Origin of the sequence: Arthrobacter sp. S41, from assembly GCF_004320535.1 — a bacterium.
Classification (GTDB): Bacteria; Actinomycetota; Actinomycetes; order Actinomycetales; family Micrococcaceae; genus Glutamicibacter.
Genome location: NZ_SIHY01000001.1, coordinates 825,026 through 846,822, shown reverse-complemented (window position 1 = coordinate 846,822; position 21,797 = coordinate 825,026). Strand labels below are relative to the sequence as shown.

The window sequence follows — 21,797 nt, the reverse complement described above, 5'->3', positions numbered from 1 at the left end:
GTTTCAAAGAATTTCTATCGGGCGTAGAATGATTTTGTCTATCTTGTACCCGTGAAGAACTGAGTGCGTTTAATTGAAGACTCAAAGTGTCGCCGGAGCATCAGTGCCGCGCGCGTCGCGTCAGCCTGGTGAGAGCACCTCAGATTTTGTGAAGCGTAAGGCCAGCGCCTATTTCTCGCTGACCAAGCCTCGCGTTATCGAGTTGCTGCTGGTAAGCACCCTTCCGACCATGATCTTCGCCCAGCGAGGATTCCCTCCGCTCTGGCTCATGATCTCCACCCTCGTTGGTGGCGCAATGGCAGCCGGTGCTTCGGGTGCATTCAACTGCTATATCGATCGGGATATGGACAAGTTGATGAAGCGTACCAAGGGACGCCCTCTGGTAACTGGAGACCTGACGCCAAAAGAAGCGTTGATCTTCTCGTGGGTCTTGGCCATTGCGTCGCTTGTTGTTCTCTGGTTCGGCACCAACCCGCTGACCACTGCCTTGGGTCTCGCTGCGATTCTTCTCTACGTTGTCTTCTACACGATGATTCTGAAGCGACGCACTGCTCAGAACATTGTTTGGGGTGGCATCGCCGGCTGTATGCCAGTTCTGATTGCTTGGGCGGCCGTTACCGAAAAGATTGAGTGGCCAGCTGTCATTCTCTTCTTGGTCATCTTCCTTTGGACTCCGCCTCACTACTGGCCACTGTCCATGAAGTACGCGGATGACTACAACGCAGCCTCGGTTCCTATGCTTGGCGCAATTGCCAACGCCCGCCGGGTATCCGTTCAAGTTGTTCTCTACGCATGGGCAACCGTCGTATGCTCAATGCTGCTAGTTCCTTTGGGCCACGCTGGCATTCTCTACACGGCCATTGCCGGTGGTGCTGGCATCTGGTTCGTCATAGAGTCGCACGTTCTGTATCGCGAAGCTCAGGGCGATCACAAACCAGCAGTAGTCAACCGCAAGGCTATGAAGGTCTTCCATATCTCGATCACCTACTTGACGATTGTCTTCCTAGCATTGGCTTTTGATCCGTTTATCGGAAGTCCACTGTTCGGCTAAAAGCCGTTTTGGAGTTCATGATCCGCTAGCCCCTTCGCAAACAATCTTTGGATTGGCGGAGGGGCTTTTGCATGCCCGGTGCCAGGACGTAGTTAGTGCCCGCTCTATGGTCCACCTAATGTCGGTCTGCATCGTGCAAGTTAATCTTGCTATGCAAGTCTTGTTATGCAAGGTATGCTCAATTCATGCTCGAACAGCGCGAAAAGATAGCAACCAATATACGCAAGGGTGTTCTCGAATATTGCGTCCTAGGATCACTGGCTAACGACGACAAGTATGGGCTAGAACTTGCTGAGGAACTGACGAAACGTCATTTGACGGCAGGGGAAGGCAGCCTGTATCCGCTACTTGCCCGAATGAAAACTGCAGGGTTGGTCGAGACTCGTTGGGAAGAAGGCGGGGCAGGCCGAAAGCGAAAATACTACTCAATCACCGGCCACGGGCAGATCATGCTCAAGGAGTTCCGCGCCGTGTGGGCCGACATTACGGAACAGGTTGAACAATTGCTTGGAGGGCAAGATGGCGAAGGCAGCTGAGAACCAAAGCGTGGAGGCCTATCTGCGGTCGTTGGATCATCAATTACGAAATGTGCCGATAGAGGCTCGACGAGAGCTCGTTGAAGATATCGCGGAGCACATCGATGAAGGTCGCGAAAGGGGGCGTAGCGAAAGCGAGATCATTGCCGCCCTCGGAACTCCGCAAGCAGTAGCGGCACCGTACCTAGAAGACGTGCTGCGTGACGGAAACTCGCCTCGACTGCGTCGCATCCGCCGGGTACTGGGCATCGTCGCGTTGGTGACGGGTCTGTTTTCCGCGATTATTTCGCGATCCTCGGATTCAACCATTGTGAACATGGCTTTTGGCCCTGTAGAGCTTCAAGGACTGAGCATCAATTACGACTACTCCGATGTCTTTGCGGCAATACAGCTTCTAATTTTCTTGGCACTTGCCTTGATGGTTGCAGCGTCAGCCGTCATGAAGCCGACTACTGCGCGAAAATACAGCATTGCGGCCGCCATTGTCATGACGGTTGTCGTGATTATCTGCGGGACCGGGCTGGGAATGTTTTTCGTGCCTTCGATGGTCACCGCCTGGATGCTCGCCGGTGCAAATAATCTAAAGCTCAGCCATGTTGGTAGATCCAAGCGGTCGCGCACCGTTCAAGCTATCGGTGGCGTCGTGTTGTTGATCCCGGTGTTGCTTTCCTTAGCTGGGCTGGCCACCGGTGGCGTTCAGGGAGCAGGCGCCTACGTCTATGCAGCGCTCGGACTCCTTTGCGGCGTAGGGTTCGTTCTCAAATTCAGGCTGGCGCTCTGGGCAACTTGCATCATTGGAGCAGGGGTGTCCATCGGTTCCATCCTTGATCAAGGGATGTTGATGGCAGCGTTATGGCTAGCGGGTATTGCGTACTTCTACTTTGGCTTATATGGCCTGCTGTGGTTTGAGAAACGTAAGCTGGCAAGTTAGGCCCCTGGCGGTTGTCAACACATTTTAAACAGTTCGGGTGGCAATGCATTTTAGTTGCATGGCCACCCGAGCGTTACGCCGAGACTAGTTGTCGACTCGCTGATACTTCGGAAGAAGCGAAGTTCGATCCCAGGTATCTGTACTGGATACCAGCAACAGGCTGGCCCCAAGCATATGCAGGAGAACCAAACCGATTGGTAGCCCGGTGAAGTGTTGGGTATATCCGATAGCGGCTTGGATAAGGATGACTACCACCAGCCACCAGACGGAAGTGCGCAGGCGCCGGTTCACATCCGACTTACGAGTCATGATGATCAGGGCGATTGTCGCGATAACCAGCAGGTAGACCGGGGCAGTGTGCATCCGCGTCACCAACGATGGATCAAACATGTGTCTTGGCGCAGTTGCGTCACCTGCGTGCGGCCCGGTGCCGGTGACGATGGTGCCAAGAATGACTGAAACGATTGAGAAGATCCAGGCAGCCGTCGAAACCTGTCGAAGGCTCTTGGTAGCCGGGGGACTTACTTGCTTCTTGAGCTCGGTACGAGTGCGGTTCACCAGGAGCGTGGCCAGCATGACTAGCGTTCCGGAAAGCAAGAAGTGCAAGGAAACTATCCATGGATTCAGCCCGGTCAGCACCGTAATGCCACCAATGACGCCCTGAGCAGGGATACCCAGAAGCAGAATCAGGCCCAACTTAAAAATGGTTGAGTGGCTACGACGCATCGACCAAACCGAAAACAGGAACGCGATGGCAATGAACAGCAAAACGAAAGTCAGCGTGCGGTTTCCGAACTCGATGATGCCGTGAATTCCCATTTCAGGAACGGGCGTCATGGATCCTGGAACACAATTCGGCCAACGTGAACAACCTAAACCAGACTTGGTCAGGCGGACAGCCCCACCGGTGACGATGATGCCAACTTGCGAAACTAGAGAAGCGATAGCTAGGCCGTGCACCAAAGGCGTGATTTTTGTTGGCAACCTGCTGGCCCAGCTTTGTGCGGATAGGTCTGAAGACATGGGAATCTCCCTTAGAGACTAATTCGGTAGCTTAGTTCCACTTGAACAGCTTGATGGCGGCGAAGGATGCAGCTGCGGACCACAAGAGAAGGAAAATCAGTCCAGCAATGCTGAAGTGTCCTGAAATTAATGCGTCGCGCATTGCATCGCCCAAGGCCGCAGAGGGCAAGGCGTTCAAGGTGGGCTGAATCCACGCCGGCGCCATGCTCAGTGGATACAAGACGCCACCAGCGCCAGCTAGCAGGATCCAAGCGAGGTTGGTGATCGCCAAGGTTGCTTCTGGCCTAACGGTTCCGGCAATCAGCAGCCCCAGAGAGGTGAATGCGGCCGCGCCTAGGAGCAAGAACAGGATTCCTGGGGCGATACCCGCAAGGTTTGGATGCCAGCCCATGAACAGGCCCACAGCGGTGATCAGCACAACCTGAATAACCAAGACGGTCAGCACGGCAATAACCTTGCCGAAAATCAGACCAGCTTTACCCAGGGGAGTAGTGGAGAACATCGTCAACACACCGTAACGGCGATCAAAGCCGGTACCGATGCCCTGACCAGTGAAGGCTGTTGAAATAACGCACAGTGCCAACACGCCGGGGACTGCGGCGTCGATATTTCGTTCCGCTACACCCTCGATCAGATCGGTGACGTTCAGAACGATCAATGCAATCAGCGGCATAACCACGGCAAGGATGAGCTGCTCACCATTGCTGAGCATCTGAATGGACTCGTACTTACCCTGAGCGAGAATACGTTTGAGCGGCGATGTGGCGTTTGACGTTGCTACTGGCTGGCTCATGCGCGTTCCTCCTTTTGTGCGAATTCGAGGAACACATCTTCGAGGCTGCGTGATTGAAGGTTGAGCTGCGTGGGCAGAATACCTTCTTGGACCCACCAGGTGGTTAACCAGTTCAGGTGTTCGGGGGAGCTGACACCGTCCAAGCGGTATTCGCCGAGAGAGATTTCTGAAAGGTGTAAACCAGCAGGCGGTTCTGGAAGGACTAGGCCAGCCGGTGCCGCAAAGGCAATTGGCCGGGTGTCTTGATCTTCGGCAGCTCGCTCGATCAGTTCGGCAACGGTGCCTTGGGCGACGGTGCAGCCCTTATCGATGATGTAGACGTAGTCGCTTAGGCGCTGGGCGTCATCCATCAGGTGAGTGGTGAGAATAATTGCCTTGCCGGCATCACGCAGCTCAGAGATCAAATCAAAAACGACTTGACGCGACTGTGGGTCCAACCCGGCGCTGGGCTCATCAAGGAAAAGAACTTCTGGATCGCCAGCTAGCGCAATAGCCATGGCTACACGCTGCTTTTGGCCGCCGGAGAGTCGGCGAATAGTTCTGGTCCCAAAAGACTCGAGATCTAGTCGTGTGATCAACGCATCAATGTCGATGGGGTTCTTATACAAGGATGCGACGTGTCGCAGCAACGGCACTGGCCGCATCGAGGGGGGAAGTCCACCGTCTTGAAGCATAACGCCCACCCGCGAACGAAGGTCGGGGTTGTCTCCGAAGGGATCCTGACCCAGTAGCTCGACCGTGCCACCGTTGGGTTGCAGGAGGCCTTGGGCGCAAGCCAGGGTGGTGGATTTGCCGGCGCCATTTGCCCCGAGCAGCGTGGTGACCTGGCCGGGGTAAGCCTTCAGAGTCACTGACTCTAGGACGCGCAACATGCGGTTGTCCAAGGCTGGGACTGGCCCTAAATCTTTGGCCAGCTCATTGATGATCAGACTGGGGGTTTGGGAAGACACCAAAACATTCTACGACATGTCGAAGTTGGAATTTTGAGGATTGTGTCACCAAGACTCGCGGTCACCGACTAGGGGCGAGAGAATGGAGAGAGAAGTTCTTATTAAGAGGTATCGGATGACGAGGTGGGCAAGCTCTCACTTAGTAAGCCCTTCCTTACTAGACCTAGAGCAAAAATTTACGCATGATTGTGTTGTGTATTCATCAAATTTAGACTCAGCTAGTGGCTCCACTGCCGAAACAGTTGGTGCAGTTGGGGATACCGAAGAACGCACGCGCGATCGTGTTCTCTACGCAGTACTAGAGGACGGACCGGTGAGTGCAGCGGAGCTGGGCAACAAGCTTGGCTTCACTCCGGCAGCAGTACGCCGTCACCTTGACGCTCTCTCGAAGTCGGGACTCGTTGAAGTGAAACTGGTAGCAAACCAGAAGTCGGGCGCCGGACGCCCGTCACGTCGCTACGTGCTTTCGCACCGCGGCCAGACGAAGCTCGGCAACGACTACTTGGAAATCGCTACCGACGCACTAAAGATGCTCGGCGATGCGGCAGGAGACGATGCGATTCGCACCTTCGCGCGTAATCGTTTCGCACAAATGGAGACCCGATACGCGAAAGCGTTGATCGGTGTTGAAGGACTGGAAGCACGAGCCGAAGTTCTAAGCAATTTGCTTAGCGCGGACGGGTTTGTGGGGTACAGCCGAAAAGTTGATACAAAAGTGGCAACCGCTTTGATGCATAGCGTTCAGCTGTGCCAGGGCCACTGCCCAATACAAGACTTGGCACGAGAGTTTCCGGTGTTTTGCGACATGGAAACTGAAATGTTCGCCAGATTGCTTGGAGTCGACGTTCGACGATTGTCGACCTTGGCTGGCGGCGGACACGTGTGCACGACCCACATCCCTGTGGGGCGTGAAAAGGCGCCAATGCGCGCCGAGAAGAGAACTCGAATTCAGTTCACGAAGCAGGAGAGGCCGCGATGACGGATCAGATTGCACAGGAGTCAGCAGACCCAGGTGTAATTTCCGAAATTCTGGAGAAGAACCCCGAACTCCAAGGAATCGGCAATTACGAATATGGCTGGTCAGATAAGAACGACGCGGGTGCTAACGCTCGCCGCGGCGTTGACAAGGACGTTGTGGCGAACATTTCCGCCCTCAAGTCCGAGCCAGAATGGATGCTGGACCGCCGCCAGAAGGCGCTGAAGTACTTTGACCGCAAGCCAATGCCAACCTGGGGTCCAGACCTCTCGGGCATTGACTTCGACAACATCAAGTACTTCGTGCGTTCCACCGAGAAGCAAGCAACCACTTGGGATGAGCTTCCTGAAGACATCAAGAACACCTACGACAAGTTGGGTATTCCTGAGGCTGAAAAGCAGCGCCTAGTTTCCGGTGTTGCCGCTCAGTACGAGTCTGAGGTTGTTTACCACCAGCTGCGTGAGGACCTTGAAGCTCAGGGCGTCATCTTCCTTGATACCGATACCGGTCTGAAGGAACACCCAGAGATCTTCCAGGAGTACTTCGGCTCGGTAATCCCAGCAGGCGATAACAAGTTCGCTTCGTTGAACACCGCAGTATGGTCCGGTGGCTCTTTCGTTTACGTTCCTAAGGGCGTACACGTAGAAATCCCACTGCAGGCCTACTTCCGTATTAACACGGAGAACATGGGTCAGTTCGAGCGCACCTTGATCATCGCTGATGAAGGATCTTACGTTCACTACATCGAGGGTTGCACCGCCCCGATCTACCAGTCTGATTCGCTGCACTCGGCAGTTGTGGAAATCATCGTGAAGAAGAACGCTCGCGTTCGCTACACGACGATCCAGAACTGGTCGAACAACGTGTACAACCTGGTGACCAAGCGCGCTATCTGTGAAGAAGGCGCAACCATGGAATGGGTCGATGGCAACATCGGTTCCAAGGTCACCATGAAGTACCCTGCGGTCTACCTTGTTGGCGAGCACGCCAAGGGCGAGACCCTGTCCATCGCTTTCGCAGGCGAAGGCCAGCACCAGGACACCGGTTCCAAGATGGTTCACATCGCTCCGAACACCTCCTCGGCCATTGTTGCAAAGTCGGTTGCTCGTAACGGTGGACGCTCGGCTTACCGTGGTCTGGTTCAGGTTCAGGAAGGTGCCAAGGGCACCAAGAACTCGGTGGTCTGTGACGCGTTGCTGGTTGACCAGATTTCGCGTTCGGACACGTACCCATACATCGACGTTCGTGAAGACGACGTCACCATGGGCCACGAGGCGACCGTTTCCCGCGTTTCCGAAGAGCAGCTGTTCTACCTCATGTCCCGCGGTATGGCCGAGGACGAGGCAATGGCGATGATCGTGCGTGGCTTCGTTGAGCCAATTGCGCGTGAGCTTCCTATGGAATACGCGCTGGAACTGAACCGCCTTATTGAACTTCAGATGGAAGGATCGGTCGGTTAAGAATGTCGGAGACCACCACCCACATCCCAGAGGAGAAGGTGCGCATTGGCGCTCCATCCATTCCTGGTTTCACCGAAGAGGGCGAAGATCTTTCGCCGATCAACGATAATGACAGCTCGCCACTAGGCGGTGCCTCCACCAAGGCACACAGCCACGGTGGCGGAGTTGCTGCTCCGGATTCTTCGCGTGCCGGTCGTTTGACCAGCACCAACGTTGAGGATTTCGCAAAGCTGACCGGTCGTGAAGAAGACTGGCGTTTCACCCCTTTGAAGCGACTTAAGGGCCTGCACAGTGATGACCTCACTGGCGCAGCTCCAAAGGTTGAACTCACCGGAAATGACATCGCCAAGCTTTCGGTTGTGTCTGCAGATGATTCCCTCAACGGTGTAGCGCATACTCCGGATGATCGCGTTTCAGCCAATGCTTGGAAGTTCGCGTCCGAGACTCAGGTTGTGACCATTCCGAAGAATGCTGAAGGCGCTAACGCTAGCCTTCGCATCACCGGCGAATCGTTGGTTCCTGCCGCTCAGCACCTGATCATTGTTGCTGAAGAAAACTCAGAAGCTACCGTGATCTTGGATCACGTTGGCTCGGCAGTACTGGCACAGAACATCGAATTTGATGTTCGCGCCAACGCCCGTTTGACTGTGATTTCACTGCAGGCTTGGGAAGATGACGCAGTGCACGCTTCCTCGCAGCAGGCACTGGTTGCCCAGGGCGCTAAGTTCAAGCACATCGTTGTTTCCTTCGGTGGCGACTTGGTTCGCGTGAACCCGTCGGCTCGCTTCACCGGCGAACGTGCGGAAGTTGAGCTTTACGGCCTGTACTTCGCAGATCCCGGCCAGCACCTTGAGCACCGTCTGTTCGTCGACCACGCAGTTCCTAACTGCAAGTCGAACGTTCTTTACAAGGGCGCGCTACAGGGCAAGGACGCACACACTGTTTGGGTTGGCGACGTGCTGATCCAGAAGGAAGCTGTGGGTACCGATTCCTACGAAGCTAACCGCAACTTGGTTCTGACCGACGGCGCTCGCGCTGACTCGGTTCCAAACCTGGAAATCGAAACTGGTTTGATCGATGGTGCTGGACACGCATCGACCACCGGTCGCTTCGATGATGAGCACCTCTTCTACCTGATGGCTCGCGGTATCGACGAAAAGACCGCACGCCGCTTGGTAGTCCGTGGCTTCCTGAACGAAATCGTTCAGCAAATCGGCGACGAAGCTCTCCAGGAGCGACTGACCGACACCATCGAAGAAGAATTGGCTGCTACCGAGCACTAGGTAGTACTCGCTTCACCAGCTTTTTAGCCTTAGAGCTTTTTAGAAAGAAACGGAACGACGTATGTCTACTCTGGAAATCAAAGACCTGCACGTCTCTATTGACACCGAGCAGGGCGAGAAGGAAATTCTCAAGGGTGTAACCCTGAGCATCAAGACCGGCGAGACCCACGCAATTATGGGTCCTAACGGTTCGGGTAAGTCGACCTTGGCTTCGACCATCGCTGGCCACCCACGCTACAACGTCACCTCCGGCTCCATCACCCTCGACGGTGAAAACGTGCTGGAAATGAGCGTTGACGAGCGCGCTAAGGCTGGCCTGTTCTTGGCTATGCAGTACCCAGTTGAGGTACCAGGCGTAACCATGACCAACTTCCTGCGTACCGCTAAGACCGCAATCGACGGAGAAGCTCCGAAGCTGCGTACTTGGACCAAGGACGTCAAGGAAGCTATGGGCAAGCTCAAGATTGACGCCGACTTCGCTGGTCGTAACGTCAACGAAGGCTTCTCCGGTGGCGAGAAGAAGCGTGTTGAGATCCTTCAGCTGGAACTGTTCAAGCCTAAGTTCGCCATTCTCGACGAGACCGACTCGGGCTTGGACGTTGACGCACTGAAGATCGTATCTGAGGGCGTGAACCGCGCACAGGATGAGAACAACATGGGTACCTTGTTGATCACCCACTACACTCGCATCCTGCGTTACATCAAGCCTGACTTCGTTCACGTGTTTGTCGACGGTCACGTTGCTGAACAGGGCGGCCCGGAGCTTGCTGACCGTCTGGAAGACGAAGGCTACGACCGCTACCTGAACGTCAAGGCCTAAAGGTATTTCAATGACTGAATCAACCGAGCAGAGCGTAGGAGCCGTTTCGACTCCTCTGGAAGATGTTGAGGAAGCTCTTAAGGACGTTATTGACCCGGAACTGGGAGTTAATATCGTTGACTTGGGGCTGCTCTACGGTTTGAAGTACGCAGAAGATGGCGTGCTAATTCTTGATCTCACGTTGACCACCGCAGCTTGCCCGCTCACCGACATTATCGAGGAGCAGGTTTCAAAGGCGTTGGAGAACATCGTTGATGATCACCGTCTGAATTGGGTTTGGATGCCACCCTGGGGTCCAGAACGCATTACTGATGACGGTCGCGATCAGATGCGAGCCCTTGGGTTCAACATCTAATTTCGACCCCTAAAACGCGAGTCGCTACAGATCTGAAAGGATCCGTAGCGACTCGCGTTTTTTGCTTGAGCTGTAGAGACTGTGCTGAAAATACGGGTTACTGTACGACGCGAGTAGAGATCAATTGATGACTGTTTCAAACCCGATGGCACTACCTGTGCCGCCGGCCGCAGCCATCAATGCGAAAGCCCGTTGCCCAGACAGATTCATTCGCCGTGCTTGAGAAAATAGCCGCGTGATTAGAACAGCCCCACTAGCGCCGTAGGGGTGCCCAAGTGCTAAGGCACCGCCTTCTCGATTGACTGACTCGGGCGCGATCCCCAATTGGTCAAGACAGGCCAGCGCTTGGACGGCGAAGGCTTCATTAAACTCAATTAGTGGCTCGTGCTGCTGTGGTGCGTGCTCCAGAAGCTTTGAAAGTTTTTGATAGGCAGGTGCGGCGGCCATCCCCAAAATTTCAGGATCACATCCGGCAGAGGACGATGCGAGATAACGCAGGGCAAACTGCGGCTGCAGCTTCTCAAGAACCTTCTTGCTGACCAAGAGCACAGCGCTTGCCCCGTCATTGATCGGGCAAGAATTTCCTGCCGTCACGCTTCCGCCTTCCACAAAGGCGGGTTTGAGCGTAGCCAGCTTCTTGGCACTGAGCGTGGATCTAGGACACGTGTCTTCCTCGATGAGTCCAGAGGCGGTCTTCACTGGAACTAGTTCATCGCGAAAGACGCCATCCACCGCAGCTTGCACTGCGCGTTGGTGGCTTTGCAAGGCAAAGACATCCTGCCGAGCCCGACTCACACCGAATCGTGCAGCAATGTTTTCTGCAGCGGTACCCATATCTGGATCGGGGTCTGGATACGGAGTGAATCTTGCTCGTGAATAGAGTCTTGGCGGCGAGATGGAAGACGTCTGCTTTTCGACCCGCCAGGGCGCGGTGCTGACCGATTCCACACCACCAGCAAGTACAACCTGAGCCTCGTCACAACGAATCATGCGTGCGCCGGCTGCAATGGCCTCTAACGCGCTAGCGCACTGTGCATCCAGAGATGTAGCTCCAACTGATGAAGGTAGGCCCGAAGCGAGCGCCGCGACGCGCGCAATATTGCCGCCCGGTCCTGCGGCATTTCCAACGAACACGTGATCAACGCTCGCCGGCGACAATCCACAGCGTTCGAGCAGGGCATCAAAAACCGGTGCCAAAAGTTGTTCGGCGTTTGTGCGGGCGTACTCTTTACCTGCCCTAACGATCGGCGTGCGTAGTGCATTAGTGACAAAGGCGTCAGTCATCGTAGTCGCAATCTTTGTAGGAATTCTTCGGAGCCTTCGTCCAGATGCAATAGGGTCGCCTTGCCGCTGAAAGTTTGCGGCCAACGGCTCATGAATATGACTTCGTGGGGGATTTTGTAGGTGGGCAGGAATTCTCCGAGCTCGGATAAGAGGTCCTGGCCTTCAACAGGTGTGGAGCAGACGAAGGCGACGAGGCGTTCATTTCCGTCACTGCCCTGGACCTGGATCTTTATCTGAGGCAATCCGACTCGGACAAAAGCCTGTTCTATTTCTTGGACGTAGATGTTGTTGCCGTGCAGATTCAGCATTCCGTCACCGCGCCGCAAGAAAGTTATCTCGCGATTACCCGATACCTTTGCCATGTCGCAGATGCTTGTCGAAGTGTGGCATCTGGCCATGGGTGGGGCGGTCTCGGCCAAGTAATCAATCGCGTTAAACGGACTTTGAACAAATACGCGTCCCGTGCCAGTGTGCAGATCCTTGTCGTGCAGGTGAACTTCCACCTCTGGGAACAATGTCCCAACGAAGTTGTTGGAAGCCACACCTCCGGGGATGCGTTTCGCATAGGCAATCAGACTGTGTTCGCTGCTCCCAAAGTATTCAACGCAGTGCCTCAAGGAGACAAGACTATGTAATTGGTTCACGACTACGGGACGTAGTGATTCTCCGCCGCTAACCACGCAGGTCACGTGGCCAAGCAGGTTGGCATCTATGCTGTTGAGCATCAGTTCCAGAATGGTCGGAACGCTGACAATTCTGTTGCACCTGAAGCGCTTGAGAAGCGTGCGGGTTCCGTCCACATTCCATCGACCGGTGCCCACGAATGTTCCACCGGTGTGTAAGGATTCCACCAGCGAGTACAGTCCGAGACCATGGGATATTGGACCGGGAGAAAGCGTGATCGAATCTGAGGTTGCTCCCAATATGTCTGCGCAGGAAGCTATGGATGTGGTCCAGGATTCAGCGGTCCTGACAATTGCCTTGGGTCGTGATGTTGTACCCGAAGTGCAGATGATCAGTAGTTCACGTTTGGGTGAATTGGCACGGGTGATCCGTGGGCCAGTTGAACCACTCTGGGGGAGTGGAACCAGCTTGAAGGTGTCGGCATCAAGACATTCCGGTAAGTCCTGGGAGATCAGATGGGTACACTGAAGCAGATTGATCATTGAACGCAGGAGCGCTTCAGGCCAAGCTGGGTCGAGCACTACTAAGGTCTTGCCCGCCAGCGCAGTTCCTTGGAAGCCGACAGCCATCTGAACGGGGTCGCTGGTCAGTATTCCAATTCGTTGATTTGGAACAGCATCCAGCGTTGTAGCCAGTTGCTGGGCGTAGTCGGCTAGCTGAGAATAGGTCAGCTGGCCGACGGTAGAAGCAACGGCTAGATGATCGGGGCGTTGTTGGGACCAATGATTCAGAGCGGTCCAGTAATCCATGGCTTACTTCATCAGCCCACGGTAACTGCGGTGCACGGTTAGGGCCACCAAGGTGGTCACGACTGCCTTGAACAGATCGCCAGGTAGGAACGCCGCTGAACCAAGCAGCGAGGTGCCTAGGTCCAGTCCGGTAACCATTGCAGTCCAAGGGACACCACAGAGATAGATGCCTCCGATGCCGCCGGCGATCACGGAGAGTAATCCTGCAAAGAACTGGGCCGTCTTGCCGGTAATCCGCAACACCCAGTACTTGAACAGTGCACCGATGATCAGGGACCCTAGAATCCATCCCAAGAGGTATCCGCCGGTTGGGCCCAAGAATACGCCGAACCCGCCACGTCCTCCCGCGAGCAAGGGCAACCCAGCCAAGGCCAGAACAACCACGACTAGTGAAGCCATAGCACCACGCCATGGACCGAGCAACGCTCCGGCCAACATGACTCCGAGAGTTTGCAACGTGATCGGCACGGGAATGATTCCAAGCGTGATCGGAGGAAGCAAACCCATGGCGGCGATCATCGCGGCGAAGACGGCAATGTAGACAGTGTTCTTGGTTTGTGAGGTGGAAGTTGAAGAAGTCATAGATTTTCCTAGGGAGAGCAAGAGTAAGGGAGTAATCGGTGTGAAGCTAGCGCCGTGTCGGTGCCGAATCGTAGCCGCGGGCATCGAGTGCCTCCGCAGTTTCGTCTGCGATTTTTAGTGAACGTACGACCAGTGGGACCGTGACGGCCAGCGGGTTGTTAGCCAAGCCCCGAGCATGTTGCGCTTCTCGGACCTCAATGTAGACCTTTTTCAATTCAGGAATGAAGCGAATAGTCATTGAGAGAGCCAATGCGATTTGATCTGGATTTCCGCCCACGTAGCGTAGTGGCGAGGCAACTTGCTGAAAGAGTTCCAGCATCTCTGAAAAGCGCGTGGTGAGACTGACCGAATAAGCCAATAGACACATGGTCAACAGGCGTAGAACCGAGCGAAGAGCGTTTAGCCAGTCCGTTTGTATCCCTAGCAGGATAAAAACGACACCAAGAATGATGGTGATGGAGATCAATGGTCCGCGAAGGAATTTCATTGGTACACGTGCGGAGGCCAGCAAGAACACACTGAGCACGAATGCCACCAGCAGGACCTGCCACGAAGTAATCATGTAGAGCGCGATGCTCAGTACCAGCAGGCTTCCAAACTTCCATCCGGGCTTTATGCGCGAAAGGTACGAGGTATTGTGAGCCGCGATCATGCGTGACTCCATGCCCGGTAGTGGTCGATTGCGGCATCGGCGGGCCCGTCGAACGCAATGTGTCCATCGGTCACGACGAGCACACGTTCAAAGTCTTCGAGGATTTCCAGGTCATGGGTAATCACGATGGCTCTTTGTGAGAGCCTGGATACTTCGCGTTGAAAGCCAAGCCTGTTGCGCAAGTCGAGCATGGTTGTTGGCTCATCAAAAACGATGGTCCGAGGGCGCATCGCTAGGACTGAAGCCAGTGCCACCATTTGTTGCTCGCCACCGGAGAGCGTATGGCTTTCACGATCTGAGAGGTGGGAGATGTTCAGCTCGGACAAGGTTTCCGCGACGCGTTGCTGCCGCTCATTTTTACTCATCCCCAGGTTCTTTAGCCCAAAAGCAATATCTTCGGAGACGATCGGCATGATGATTTGATTGGCGGGATTCTGAAAAACAAATCCCACTTGACGCCTGATCTGCTTGGAGTGTTGCGTGGTGTTCAGCTCGCCGATATGAACCGAACCTTGGGTGGGAAGCACCAGTCCGTTGAGCAACCGTGACAACGTGCTTTTGCCGGCGCCGTTGGCGCCAATGATGCCAATTCGCTGTTCGTTCAGGGTGAGACTGACGTCTGTCAAAACGTCTCTGTCCTCATATCGAACAGTGACGTTCTCGATGCGGATTGGGGGTAGTTCCACAAAAGCTCCAGCGTGATGCTCTGAGCCAAACCGAACTTGCACGTCATTGTGGCGTTGGTCTGACTAACGGATCGGATGGTTGAAATACCATCGATAAAGAGCATACTTGATCACTGTTCAATTGTCTTGATCAGCGTTCAATAAATTAGCTATGCGACAAAAAATTGTTCGTAGATCAAGCCAAGCGCGAGGCACACCATAATGACACCCGAGCATAATGTGACGCCCCGAGCTACCTTTGGACGTGAGCGCAACAACGCCCTTGCTGCCATCGCGACGCTGAAGTAGACAACAATCGAAACGCCCACATGTGTTAGACCGTAGGTGGCGGTCTGAACGGAGATTGGCGCTGTTGCTGAGGTGTCCAGGTACTGCGGAATCAAGGCAACGTAGAGTAGTAACGCTTTGGGATTTGTTCCACTGGTCAGTAGGCCACGCAGGTACGGGCTTCGTGAAGTTATGGAACCTTTGGGCTTGGACATGACCGCAACGGAACCCTCGCTCAGCGGTGTGCGACTTTCTGCTGGTACAAAATCTGCAGAGTTGACGCTAGAAGGACTGGAAGCCTCGGCTGGATCATAAAACTTCGCACGTTTGAATGACGCCAGCGTGGAGATGCCGAGCCAGAGTAGGTAGAAGGAGCCGGCAACGGTTAACCACATCAAAGCAGTTGGTGAACTGGCGACCAAAGCTGCGATTCCGCAAACCAACAGTGCCGTGTGCAAAAGGTAGCCGGAGATGAGACCCCAGATTGCTGGCCGGTAGCTGCGCTGGCCGAGGGCTGCCGAAATGATGTATGCCCAATCGGCTCCTGGGGTGCACGCCAAAGTAACTGAGACTAGGAGAAATCCTGCAATTTGAGCGAGGTCCATAAGTCCGTCTCCTAGGTATCAATCAGCGTTGAATCAACCATAGGAAATTTCACTCAAAATGTGTTTGCTGATTTTTGGGAGGAATCCGAACTTTGTGCAAGAAAAGCGTACTTTCTGACGAGTTGGCGCAAACTATTTGTGCGCTACGCTGGCATCATGGACAGATTGGATCGCGCGATACTCGCTGAACTGCAGATTGACGGTCGAATCAGCGCAACGGCGTTGGCCACAAAGATTGGTCTGTCCGTAGCTCCGTGCCATCGACGTATTCGTGAGCTTGAGCGAACCGGAATCATTACGGGATATCAAGCCGTGATCGCTGCAGATCGGGTTGGTCTAGGTTTTGAAGCGCTCGTGTTTGTCACGCTCAAGGATCGTGCGCAGCTCAAAGATTTTGAGCTAGCCGTCGAAAAGGTGGATCTCATCGTTGACGCGCAACGACTTTTTGGTGAACCTGACTTTTTGCTCCGAGTTTTTGCCGAAGACCTCAGTCATTACCAGCGCGTTTATGACGATGTCTTGGTCGGACTACCTGGGGTTGAGAAGCTCACCAGTACCATCGTGATGCGTAACATCAAAGAGCGCGCCGTTATCCCTGTCTAGTTGCGCGAAGAGCTCTAGCGCGGGCGTCGGCTGACTCGGGGAGTCAGTAGAAGTGACATCACCAAGACGATCGCACAGATCCAGAGTGCTTGAGGCAGTCCGGTGCTGTCGACGATGAGTCCAATGAGTGGCGGGCCGCCAAGCATTGCACCATATCCGAAGGCGCTGATAATGCTTACAGCCTTGGGGCCCAGGCGTTCACTCCTGGAAGCTGCGATACTCATGCCGACGGGGAAGCCCAAAGAACTGCCAAGTCCCCACATTGCCGAACCCAAACCGATGAGATACGGATTGGCTCCGATGATGAACAGGCAAACGCCAACTAGTCCGATAGATCCCATGAACAGCAACGTGTTCTTGTGCCCAAGTCGGTCTACGAGCTGACCGCCAACAAAACGGCCCAACGTCATAGCCCCCACGAACAGCGTAAACATGAGCGCACCGTCCTGGTGCTTCAACCCGTGGCCGTCCACGGTGGCAACGGCTATCCAGTCGTTGGCAGCACCCTCTGCGAAGCTCAGCCCGGCAACCATCAGACCCAAGAGCATAAGTAGTCCGAGCTTGCGTGGTGGTGCCGAGGACTGCGCAGATTTCTCTTTGGCACGGTTTGCGAAGTTCTCGTTTTCCCACGAGGACAGTCCAAGATGGGCGACAAATGCCAACACGAGAATGGCTACGGATACAACACTGAAATGCCAGATACTCGGGATGTGCAGTGCGATCGATGCTGTTGCCACGCCGGCTCCCAACAACGAGCCTAGGCTGAAGTAACCGTGTAGCGAGGGCATGATGCTCCGCCCGAGTTCACGTTCAATTCGTGCACCGCTGACGTTCATCATGATGTCGAGGCAACCAAAAATGATGCCGTTGATAAACAAGGCAATGTAGGCCAGTGCCGTACTTTGAGTGATTGAGATGGCGATGCCGAGTATCGGAAGGCAAAGCGCAAGCCCCAGAGGCAGAGAACACAAGAGTCGTTTTGTGGGAACGTATCGACTGATGGTTGGGATGATTGCCAAGCCAATAAGTGTTCCGACGGTCATGCAAAGCAGGAACGAGCCGAGACCTAACCCGGAAAATCCTAGTACTGCATCAATAATCGAAAGCCGGCCGGCCCACGAAGCGAAGGAAAGTCCTGCAAGCAGGAATATTAGGTTGATACTGGTGCGCTCAGAGGGGACGAGCCGCTCTCGGATGGCGACCGGTTGAATCATGAGAAAATGTTGCCTCTCGGTTTCTATATTCCCTAGAGTTTATCGCAAAATTCGCCGCTAAGTTACCGTTCAGTTGCCCCATGTTTTGATTCAGCGAGGATGCGTGGCTCCTGTTAAGCGCGCGCACAGGAAACTGGCTGATCTCAGGCCATCAGGCGACAAAACTTATGAAGCTAGAAGGCGATAGTTGCCCCTACGCGAGTCTTCAATTATTGCCAAATGAGGGCAGGGAATCGGTGCCGGAACATGCCGTGAGCCCTGTCTAGCAACTGCTAGACGCCAGGTTTTTCGAACGCTGTCCCATGGACTAAACCTGTCTAGCGAAGCAGGTATTCTCTCCACAAGAAAAACCGCTGCTCACTTATTTTCAAAGTGAACAGCGGTTAAATGTGCCCCCGACCGGATTCGAACCGGTGACCTAGAGATTAGAAGGCTCTTGCTCTATCCAGCTGAGCTACGGAGGCTTAGCCGAAAAATAGTTTAGCTCATTGCCTACTAAAAATACGACTTGAGGCTACTAGGGGGAAGTCATCCATTTCCGCCTAATCAGGCAAGGTTATTTCAATTGACCAAAATCTCGGCCTACTTAACTGCAACGGCGTCTTCGCGATTCTAGGCACATCGCCTAGATCGGTGAGCCAGCCACTTCTAGTTCGAACGTCGCCGAAGCAGAACTTGGATCACCTCGGGCAACAAGGAGGGGCGATTGACTGGGTATCCACAATTCGCGGTCGTCGCTCTCTTGGGTAATCGAGCAGGCAGCACCATGAGGACTAACGCCGGGAACAGTCCTCGGTGTCCGGATTATAAGGAGTGGGTCCAGTGAGCGATCTAGTGACTATCCGTGCCATCGTTGGCACGGATCCGCAGTTGACCATTACCCAAAAAGGAGTTTCTGTTCTGAAGTTCCGAGCTGCTACTCACGAAAGGAAGCGAGATCTTGAATCAGGCCAATGGGTTGACGGGCCAACTAACTGGTATTCAATCTCGGCTTTTCGAGGCTTGGCGGAGAACACCATGGAGTCACTGGCCCAAGGTGATCATGTGGTGATTTTCGGCAAGCTGCAGATCAGAGAATTCGAGAGAGCAGATGGTACGCGCGGAACAAGCGCCGATGTCGAAGCCTTCAGCGTTGGTCACGATCTTCGTTTTGGAACAAGCACCTTCACAAGAGTCCGTACGGACACCTCAGAAATTGAACGAGTATCGCATTCTGAATCTCAAACGGACGCAGATGCGAGTTGGCCAAAAGACCAGGGTCAAGCGGCCTGAATATTCATTGTTGGGTGGTGCTTGGCTCACTTAAGTGAATCCGAGCACCACCAAGCCAAAATAGTTGAGTTCGGATTCGGTTTTGCCCCCTATCACCGACTAGCCTTAACAACATGGCGGAATTCATTTATACGATGACCAAGGCTCGCAAGGCCGTTGGTGACAAAGTCATCCTTGACGATGTCAGCATGTCGTTCTTCCCAGGCGCCAAAATTGGTGTTGTGGGACCGAACGGTGCTGGTAAGTCAACGATCTTGAAGATCATGGCGGGTATCGACACCCCGTCCAACGGTGAAGCGCGGCTTTCACCAGGATATTCGGTGGGCATCCTGCTTCAGGAGCCACCACTAAACGAAGAAAAGACCGTCCTGGGCAACGTCCAGGAAGGCGTAGGAGAGATCTACGAAAAGATCACTCGCTTCAACGAGATTTCCGAAGAGATGGCTCAAGAAGGTGCTGATTTCGACACCCTTCTTGAAGAAATGGGCAAGCTCCAAGAAGCTATCGACGCGGCCGATGCATGGGATATCGACAACCAGCTAGAACAGGCAATGGATGCATTGCGTTGCCCACCTGGCGATGAGTTGGTAACCCACCTCTCCGGTGGTGAGCGTCGTCGTGTTGCTCTTTGTAAGCTATTGCTGCAGAAGCCAGACCTGTTGCTGCTCGATGAGCCTACTAACCACTTGGACGCCGAGTCCGTACTTTGGCTGGAGCAGCACCTAGCTGCTTACCCAGGCGCAGTATTGGCAGTTACTCACGACCGTTACTTCCTCGACCACGTCGCCGAGTGGATTTGTGAAGTTGACCGAGGCCGTCTGCACCCATACGAGGGCAACTACTCCACTTACCTGGAGAAGAAGCGCGAGCGTATGGAAGTTCAGGGCAAAAAGGATCAGAAGCTTGCTAAGCGTCTGGCCGAAGAACTCGAATGGGTTCGCTCGAACGCGAAGGGACGTCAGACCAAGTCGAAGGCTCGTCTGGCTCGATATGAAGAAATGGCTGCGGAAGCTGAGCGCACCCGCAAGCTTGACTTTGAAGAGATCCAGATTCCACCTGGCCCACGTTTGGGTCAGCTTGTTATTGAGGCCAACGACCTCAAGAAGGGTTTCGGCGAACGTGTATTGATCGACGGACTATCCTTCTCGTTGCCTCGTAACGGCATCGTTGGTGTCATCGGTCCGAACGGTGTTGGTAAGTCAACTCTCTTCAAGACCATTGTTGGCATGGAAGAGCTAGACGCTGGTTCGCTGAAGATTGGCGATACCGTCAAGATCTCGTACGTTGACCAGAACCGCGAAAACATTGATCCGACGAAGTCCCTGTGGGAAGTTGTGTCGGATGGCATGGACTACATCCAAGTTGGACAGGTTGAAATGCCTTCTCGCGCTTACGTCTCGGCCTTCGGTTTCAAGGGCCCAGACCAGCAGAAGAAGGCCGGCGTGCTTTCCGGTGGTGAGCGCAACCGTCTGAACTTGGCATTGACCCTGAAGCAGGGTGGCAACCTCTTGCTTCTCGATGAGCCAACTAACGACTTGGACGTTGAGACTCTTTCCTCATTGGAAAATGCTTTGCTTGATTTCCCAGGCTGTGCCGTCGTGGTCTCGCACGATCGTTGGTTCCTGGACCGAGTGGCAACCCACATCTTGTCCTACGAGGGCACCGAAGAGAACCCATCGAACTGGTACTGGTTCGAGGGCAACTTCGAGTCCTACGAAGCGAACAAGGTTGAGCGCCTGGGCGCCGATGCAGCTAAGCCTCATCGCGTGACTCACCGTCGACTGACTCGCGACTAGGAAGCTGTACAGCAATGGCCGCCACTTTTGTGGCGGCCATTGCTGTATAACGAAGAAGTTCAGTAGACGAGCTATTGCCGCGACGTCGAAGCGTTCAGGAATTCTGAGATACGCAGGTACTCCCGATTTTGGTGGAGCAAATGTTGTTCTGAAAGCCCATGAAGAATCTCGTGAACTTCCGCCGCGATTAGTCGTGACCCGCCTACGCTGACCGATGAGTGAAGCGTGGCGCGGAAGGCTACGGGCGCATCGATGAAATGCGGTTCACCCGTAGGCAAGATACGAAATTTTTGCTCAGGCGTGAAACGCGGGGCTCCCGGTCGGGCGAAGTTGGTGGCCAATTCGTCCTGCTGTTCGCCGAGCATGTGAATGACGAAGCTGGAAGCGGCAAGGACCGCGCCGGCAGCTCCTGACTCTTTGGCTAGCGAAAATGAAACGGCTACCGGCTCAATGGACAAGGAAGCCAAGGAAGAAATAGTCAATCCGTAGGGAACGTCATCTACCGTTGCGGTAATAAGTGCGACACCAGCTGGATGGTGGCGGAACGCCGTACGAAATTCATCTGACAATTGACTCATCCAGTGGCTCCTTTGCCTGAACCCGAGAAATAAGGTTCAGCAGCTGATGTGGAAGTTTTACAGGCTCCCACCAACGATATTGATTACTTCCACACTAAGACCTCAAGTAAACTTGAGGTCAAGGAGGGGAGTCGTGATGATTCGCACAACAAGTCCGCAGGAACCTTCAGAAGAGATACCCGCGCAAGAATTGCTCACCATCGGACAGGTCAGCGACCGTACCGGAGTTGCCCGCTCAGCCCTTCACTATTACGAAGAGGTTGGGCTCATCTCGTCATTACGCACAGGCGGAAACCAACGTAGATACCCAAGGCATCTGCTTCGGCGGATCTCACTCATTACCGTAGGCCGGCAACTGGGCATTGCGCTCAAAGACATCAAGCACGCTTTAGCCCCAGTACCTATGAGTCGTGTCCCGTCGGAAACGGACTGGCTCAGGGCCACCGAACAGTGGAAACAGGTATTGGCAGCTCGTCGCAGGGCAATCGAGGAGCTAGAAAATCGGCTTATGGGATGCATCGGATGCGGGTGCCTCTCGATGCAAGCTTGTGGGCTACTTAACCCCGAAGATCAACTGTCTAAGGATGGATCAGGGGCCAGAAGGCTGGAGGTAATCGAAGGAGCTGAACAGGACGACTGATCTTCAC

General features: G+C 54.3%; 23 protein-coding genes and 1 tRNA gene. 12 read left to right on the top strand and 12 right to left on the bottom strand.

What is annotated here, in order from left to right; genetic code table 11:
- Nucleotides 1–103: 103 nt before the first annotated feature.
- From EYR88_RS03905 to EYR88_RS03895, 3 genes are all read left to right on the top strand, one after another.
- On the top strand, nucleotides 104–1,051 hold the full coding sequence (locus EYR88_RS03905; RefSeq protein ID WP_131088410.1) for a heme o synthase: 948 nt from the start codon (nucleotides 104–106) through the stop codon (nucleotides 1,049–1,051).
- A gap of 185 nt (nucleotides 1,052–1,236) precedes the next feature.
- A complete protein-coding gene (locus EYR88_RS03900) occupies nucleotides 1,237–1,587 on the top strand; it encodes a PadR family transcriptional regulator (protein WP_131088409.1) in 351 nt (116 codons plus the stop codon).
- Entirely contained in the window at nucleotides 1,571–2,518 is a 948-nt protein-coding gene (locus EYR88_RS03895; protein ID WP_131088408.1) for a DUF1700 domain-containing protein, read from the top strand. Before EYR88_RS03900 ends, EYR88_RS03895 begins: the two co-directional genes overlap by 17 nt.
- 84 nt (nucleotides 2,519–2,602) lie before the next feature.
- On the opposite strand, the gene EYR88_RS03890 is transcribed toward EYR88_RS03895, so the two are convergent.
- Genes EYR88_RS03890 through EYR88_RS03880 form a run of 3 tightly spaced genes read right to left on the bottom strand, consistent with a single transcriptional unit; the run spans nucleotide 2,603 to nucleotide 5,287 of the window.
- Nucleotides 2,603–3,541 carry a COX15/CtaA family protein gene (locus tag EYR88_RS03890; RefSeq protein WP_131088407.1) on the bottom strand — a complete coding sequence of 313 codons (939 nt, stop codon included), beginning with the start codon at nucleotides 3,539–3,541 and terminating at the stop codon, nucleotides 2,603–2,605.
- Nucleotides 3,542–3,572: 31 nt separating this feature from the next.
- Nucleotides 3,573–4,334, bottom strand: a complete 762-nt coding sequence (locus EYR88_RS03885; protein ID WP_131088406.1) for an ABC transporter permease — start codon at nucleotides 4,332–4,334, stop codon at nucleotides 3,573–3,575.
- Nucleotides 4,331–5,287 carry an ABC transporter ATP-binding protein gene (locus EYR88_RS03880; RefSeq protein ID WP_131088405.1) on the bottom strand — a complete coding sequence of 319 codons (957 nt, stop codon included), beginning with the start codon at nucleotides 5,285–5,287 and terminating at the stop codon, nucleotides 4,331–4,333. Before EYR88_RS03880 ends, EYR88_RS03885 begins: the two co-directional genes overlap by 4 nt.
- Before the next feature lie 190 nt (nucleotides 5,288–5,477).
- On the opposite strand from EYR88_RS03880, the gene EYR88_RS03875 reads away from it, so the two are divergent.
- The 5 genes from EYR88_RS03875 to EYR88_RS03855 all read left to right on the top strand — a co-directional run bounded on the left by EYR88_RS03875 (nucleotide 5,478) and on the right by EYR88_RS03855 (nucleotide 10,178).
- Nucleotides 5,478–6,263, top strand: a complete 786-nt coding sequence (locus EYR88_RS03875) for a metalloregulator ArsR/SmtB family transcription factor (RefSeq protein ID WP_131088404.1) — start codon at nucleotides 5,478–5,480, stop codon at nucleotides 6,261–6,263.
- Nucleotides 6,260–7,720 carry a Fe-S cluster assembly protein SufB gene (gene sufB, locus EYR88_RS03870; RefSeq protein WP_131088403.1) on the top strand — a complete coding sequence of 487 codons (1,461 nt, stop codon included), beginning with the start codon at nucleotides 6,260–6,262 and terminating at the stop codon, nucleotides 7,718–7,720. The genes EYR88_RS03875 and sufB overlap by 4 nt, the downstream gene beginning before the upstream one ends.
- Nucleotides 7,721–7,722: 2 nt before the next feature.
- Nucleotides 7,723–9,003, top strand: a complete 1,281-nt coding sequence (gene sufD, locus EYR88_RS03865) for a Fe-S cluster assembly protein SufD (protein WP_131088402.1) — start codon at nucleotides 7,723–7,725, stop codon at nucleotides 9,001–9,003.
- A 61-nt stretch (nucleotides 9,004–9,064) separates the two neighbouring features.
- Nucleotides 9,065–9,823 carry a Fe-S cluster assembly ATPase SufC gene (gene sufC / locus EYR88_RS03860; protein ID WP_131088401.1) on the top strand — a complete coding sequence of 253 codons (759 nt, stop codon included), beginning with the start codon at nucleotides 9,065–9,067 and terminating at the stop codon, nucleotides 9,821–9,823.
- A gap of 10 nt (nucleotides 9,824–9,833) precedes the next feature.
- Complete coding sequence (locus EYR88_RS03855) at nucleotides 9,834–10,178, top strand: metal-sulfur cluster assembly factor (protein WP_131088400.1); 345 nt, start codon at nucleotides 9,834–9,836, stop codon at nucleotides 10,176–10,178.
- Nucleotides 10,179–10,298: 120 nt separating this feature from the next.
- On the opposite strand, the gene EYR88_RS03850 is transcribed toward EYR88_RS03855, so the two are convergent.
- From EYR88_RS03850 to EYR88_RS03825, 6 genes are all read right to left on the bottom strand, one after another.
- Nucleotides 10,299–11,462 (bottom strand): thiolase family protein, encoded by a 1,164-nt coding sequence (locus EYR88_RS03850; protein WP_131088399.1) that lies wholly within the window; start codon nucleotides 11,460–11,462, stop codon nucleotides 10,299–10,301.
- Nucleotides 11,459–12,895, bottom strand: coding sequence for a class I adenylate-forming enzyme family protein (locus tag EYR88_RS03845; protein WP_131088398.1), 1,437 nt, complete (start codon nucleotides 12,893–12,895; stop codon nucleotides 11,459–11,461). Before EYR88_RS03845 ends, EYR88_RS03850 begins: the two co-directional genes overlap by 4 nt.
- Before the next feature lie 3 nt (nucleotides 12,896–12,898).
- Nucleotides 12,899–13,477, bottom strand: coding sequence for a biotin transporter BioY (locus tag EYR88_RS03840; protein ID WP_131088397.1), 579 nt, complete (start codon nucleotides 13,475–13,477; stop codon nucleotides 12,899–12,901).
- Nucleotides 13,478–13,523: 46 nt separating this feature from the next.
- Complete coding sequence (locus EYR88_RS03835; RefSeq protein WP_165477270.1) at nucleotides 13,524–14,129, bottom strand: energy-coupling factor transporter transmembrane component T; 606 nt, start codon at nucleotides 14,127–14,129, stop codon at nucleotides 13,524–13,526.
- A complete protein-coding gene (locus EYR88_RS03830; RefSeq protein ID WP_131088395.1) occupies nucleotides 14,126–14,815 on the bottom strand; it encodes an ABC transporter ATP-binding protein in 690 nt (229 codons plus the stop codon). Before EYR88_RS03830 ends, EYR88_RS03835 begins: the two co-directional genes overlap by 4 nt.
- A 149-nt stretch (nucleotides 14,816–14,964) precedes the next feature.
- Nucleotides 14,965–15,687: a LysE family translocator gene (locus EYR88_RS03825; protein WP_131088394.1), complete on the bottom strand. Its 723-nt coding sequence runs from the start codon at nucleotides 15,685–15,687 to the stop codon at nucleotides 14,965–14,967.
- Nucleotides 15,688–15,843: 156 nt separating this feature from the next.
- On the opposite strand from EYR88_RS03825, the gene EYR88_RS03820 reads away from it, so the two are divergent.
- Complete coding sequence (locus tag EYR88_RS03820) at nucleotides 15,844–16,290, top strand: Lrp/AsnC family transcriptional regulator (RefSeq protein ID WP_131088393.1); 447 nt, start codon at nucleotides 15,844–15,846, stop codon at nucleotides 16,288–16,290.
- 14 nt (nucleotides 16,291–16,304) lie between these two features.
- Here the strand turns inward: EYR88_RS03820 and EYR88_RS03815 are convergent, their stop codons facing one another.
- Nucleotides 16,305–17,504, bottom strand: coding sequence for an MFS transporter (locus tag EYR88_RS03815; protein ID WP_131088392.1), 1,200 nt, complete (start codon nucleotides 17,502–17,504; stop codon nucleotides 16,305–16,307).
- A gap of 390 nt (nucleotides 17,505–17,894) precedes the next feature.
- A tRNA-Arg gene (locus EYR88_RS03810) sits at nucleotides 17,895–17,968 on the bottom strand.
- A gap of 358 nt (nucleotides 17,969–18,326) precedes the next feature.
- On the opposite strand from EYR88_RS03810, the gene EYR88_RS03805 reads away from it, so the two are divergent.
- Both EYR88_RS03805 and ettA read left to right on the top strand, forming a co-directional pair.
- Entirely contained in the window at nucleotides 18,327–18,776 is a 450-nt protein-coding gene (locus EYR88_RS03805) for a single-stranded DNA-binding protein (RefSeq protein ID WP_165477269.1), read from the top strand.
- 113 nt (nucleotides 18,777–18,889) lie between these two features.
- Nucleotides 18,890–20,572, top strand: a complete 1,683-nt coding sequence (ettA, locus tag EYR88_RS03800; protein WP_131088390.1) for an energy-dependent translational throttle protein EttA — start codon at nucleotides 18,890–18,892, stop codon at nucleotides 20,570–20,572.
- Between the two features lie 71 nt (nucleotides 20,573–20,643).
- Here ettA and EYR88_RS03795 read toward each other — a convergent pair whose 3' ends face one another.
- Complete coding sequence (locus tag EYR88_RS03795) at nucleotides 20,644–21,150, bottom strand: flavin reductase family protein (protein ID WP_131088389.1); 507 nt, start codon at nucleotides 21,148–21,150, stop codon at nucleotides 20,644–20,646.
- Nucleotides 21,151–21,286: 136 nt separating this feature from the next.
- Between EYR88_RS03795 and soxR the strand changes: the two genes are divergently transcribed.
- On the top strand, nucleotides 21,287–21,790 hold the full coding sequence (soxR, locus tag EYR88_RS03790; protein ID WP_131088388.1) for a redox-sensitive transcriptional activator SoxR: 504 nt from the start codon (nucleotides 21,287–21,289) through the stop codon (nucleotides 21,788–21,790).
- Nucleotides 21,791–21,797 lie beyond the last annotated feature (7 nt).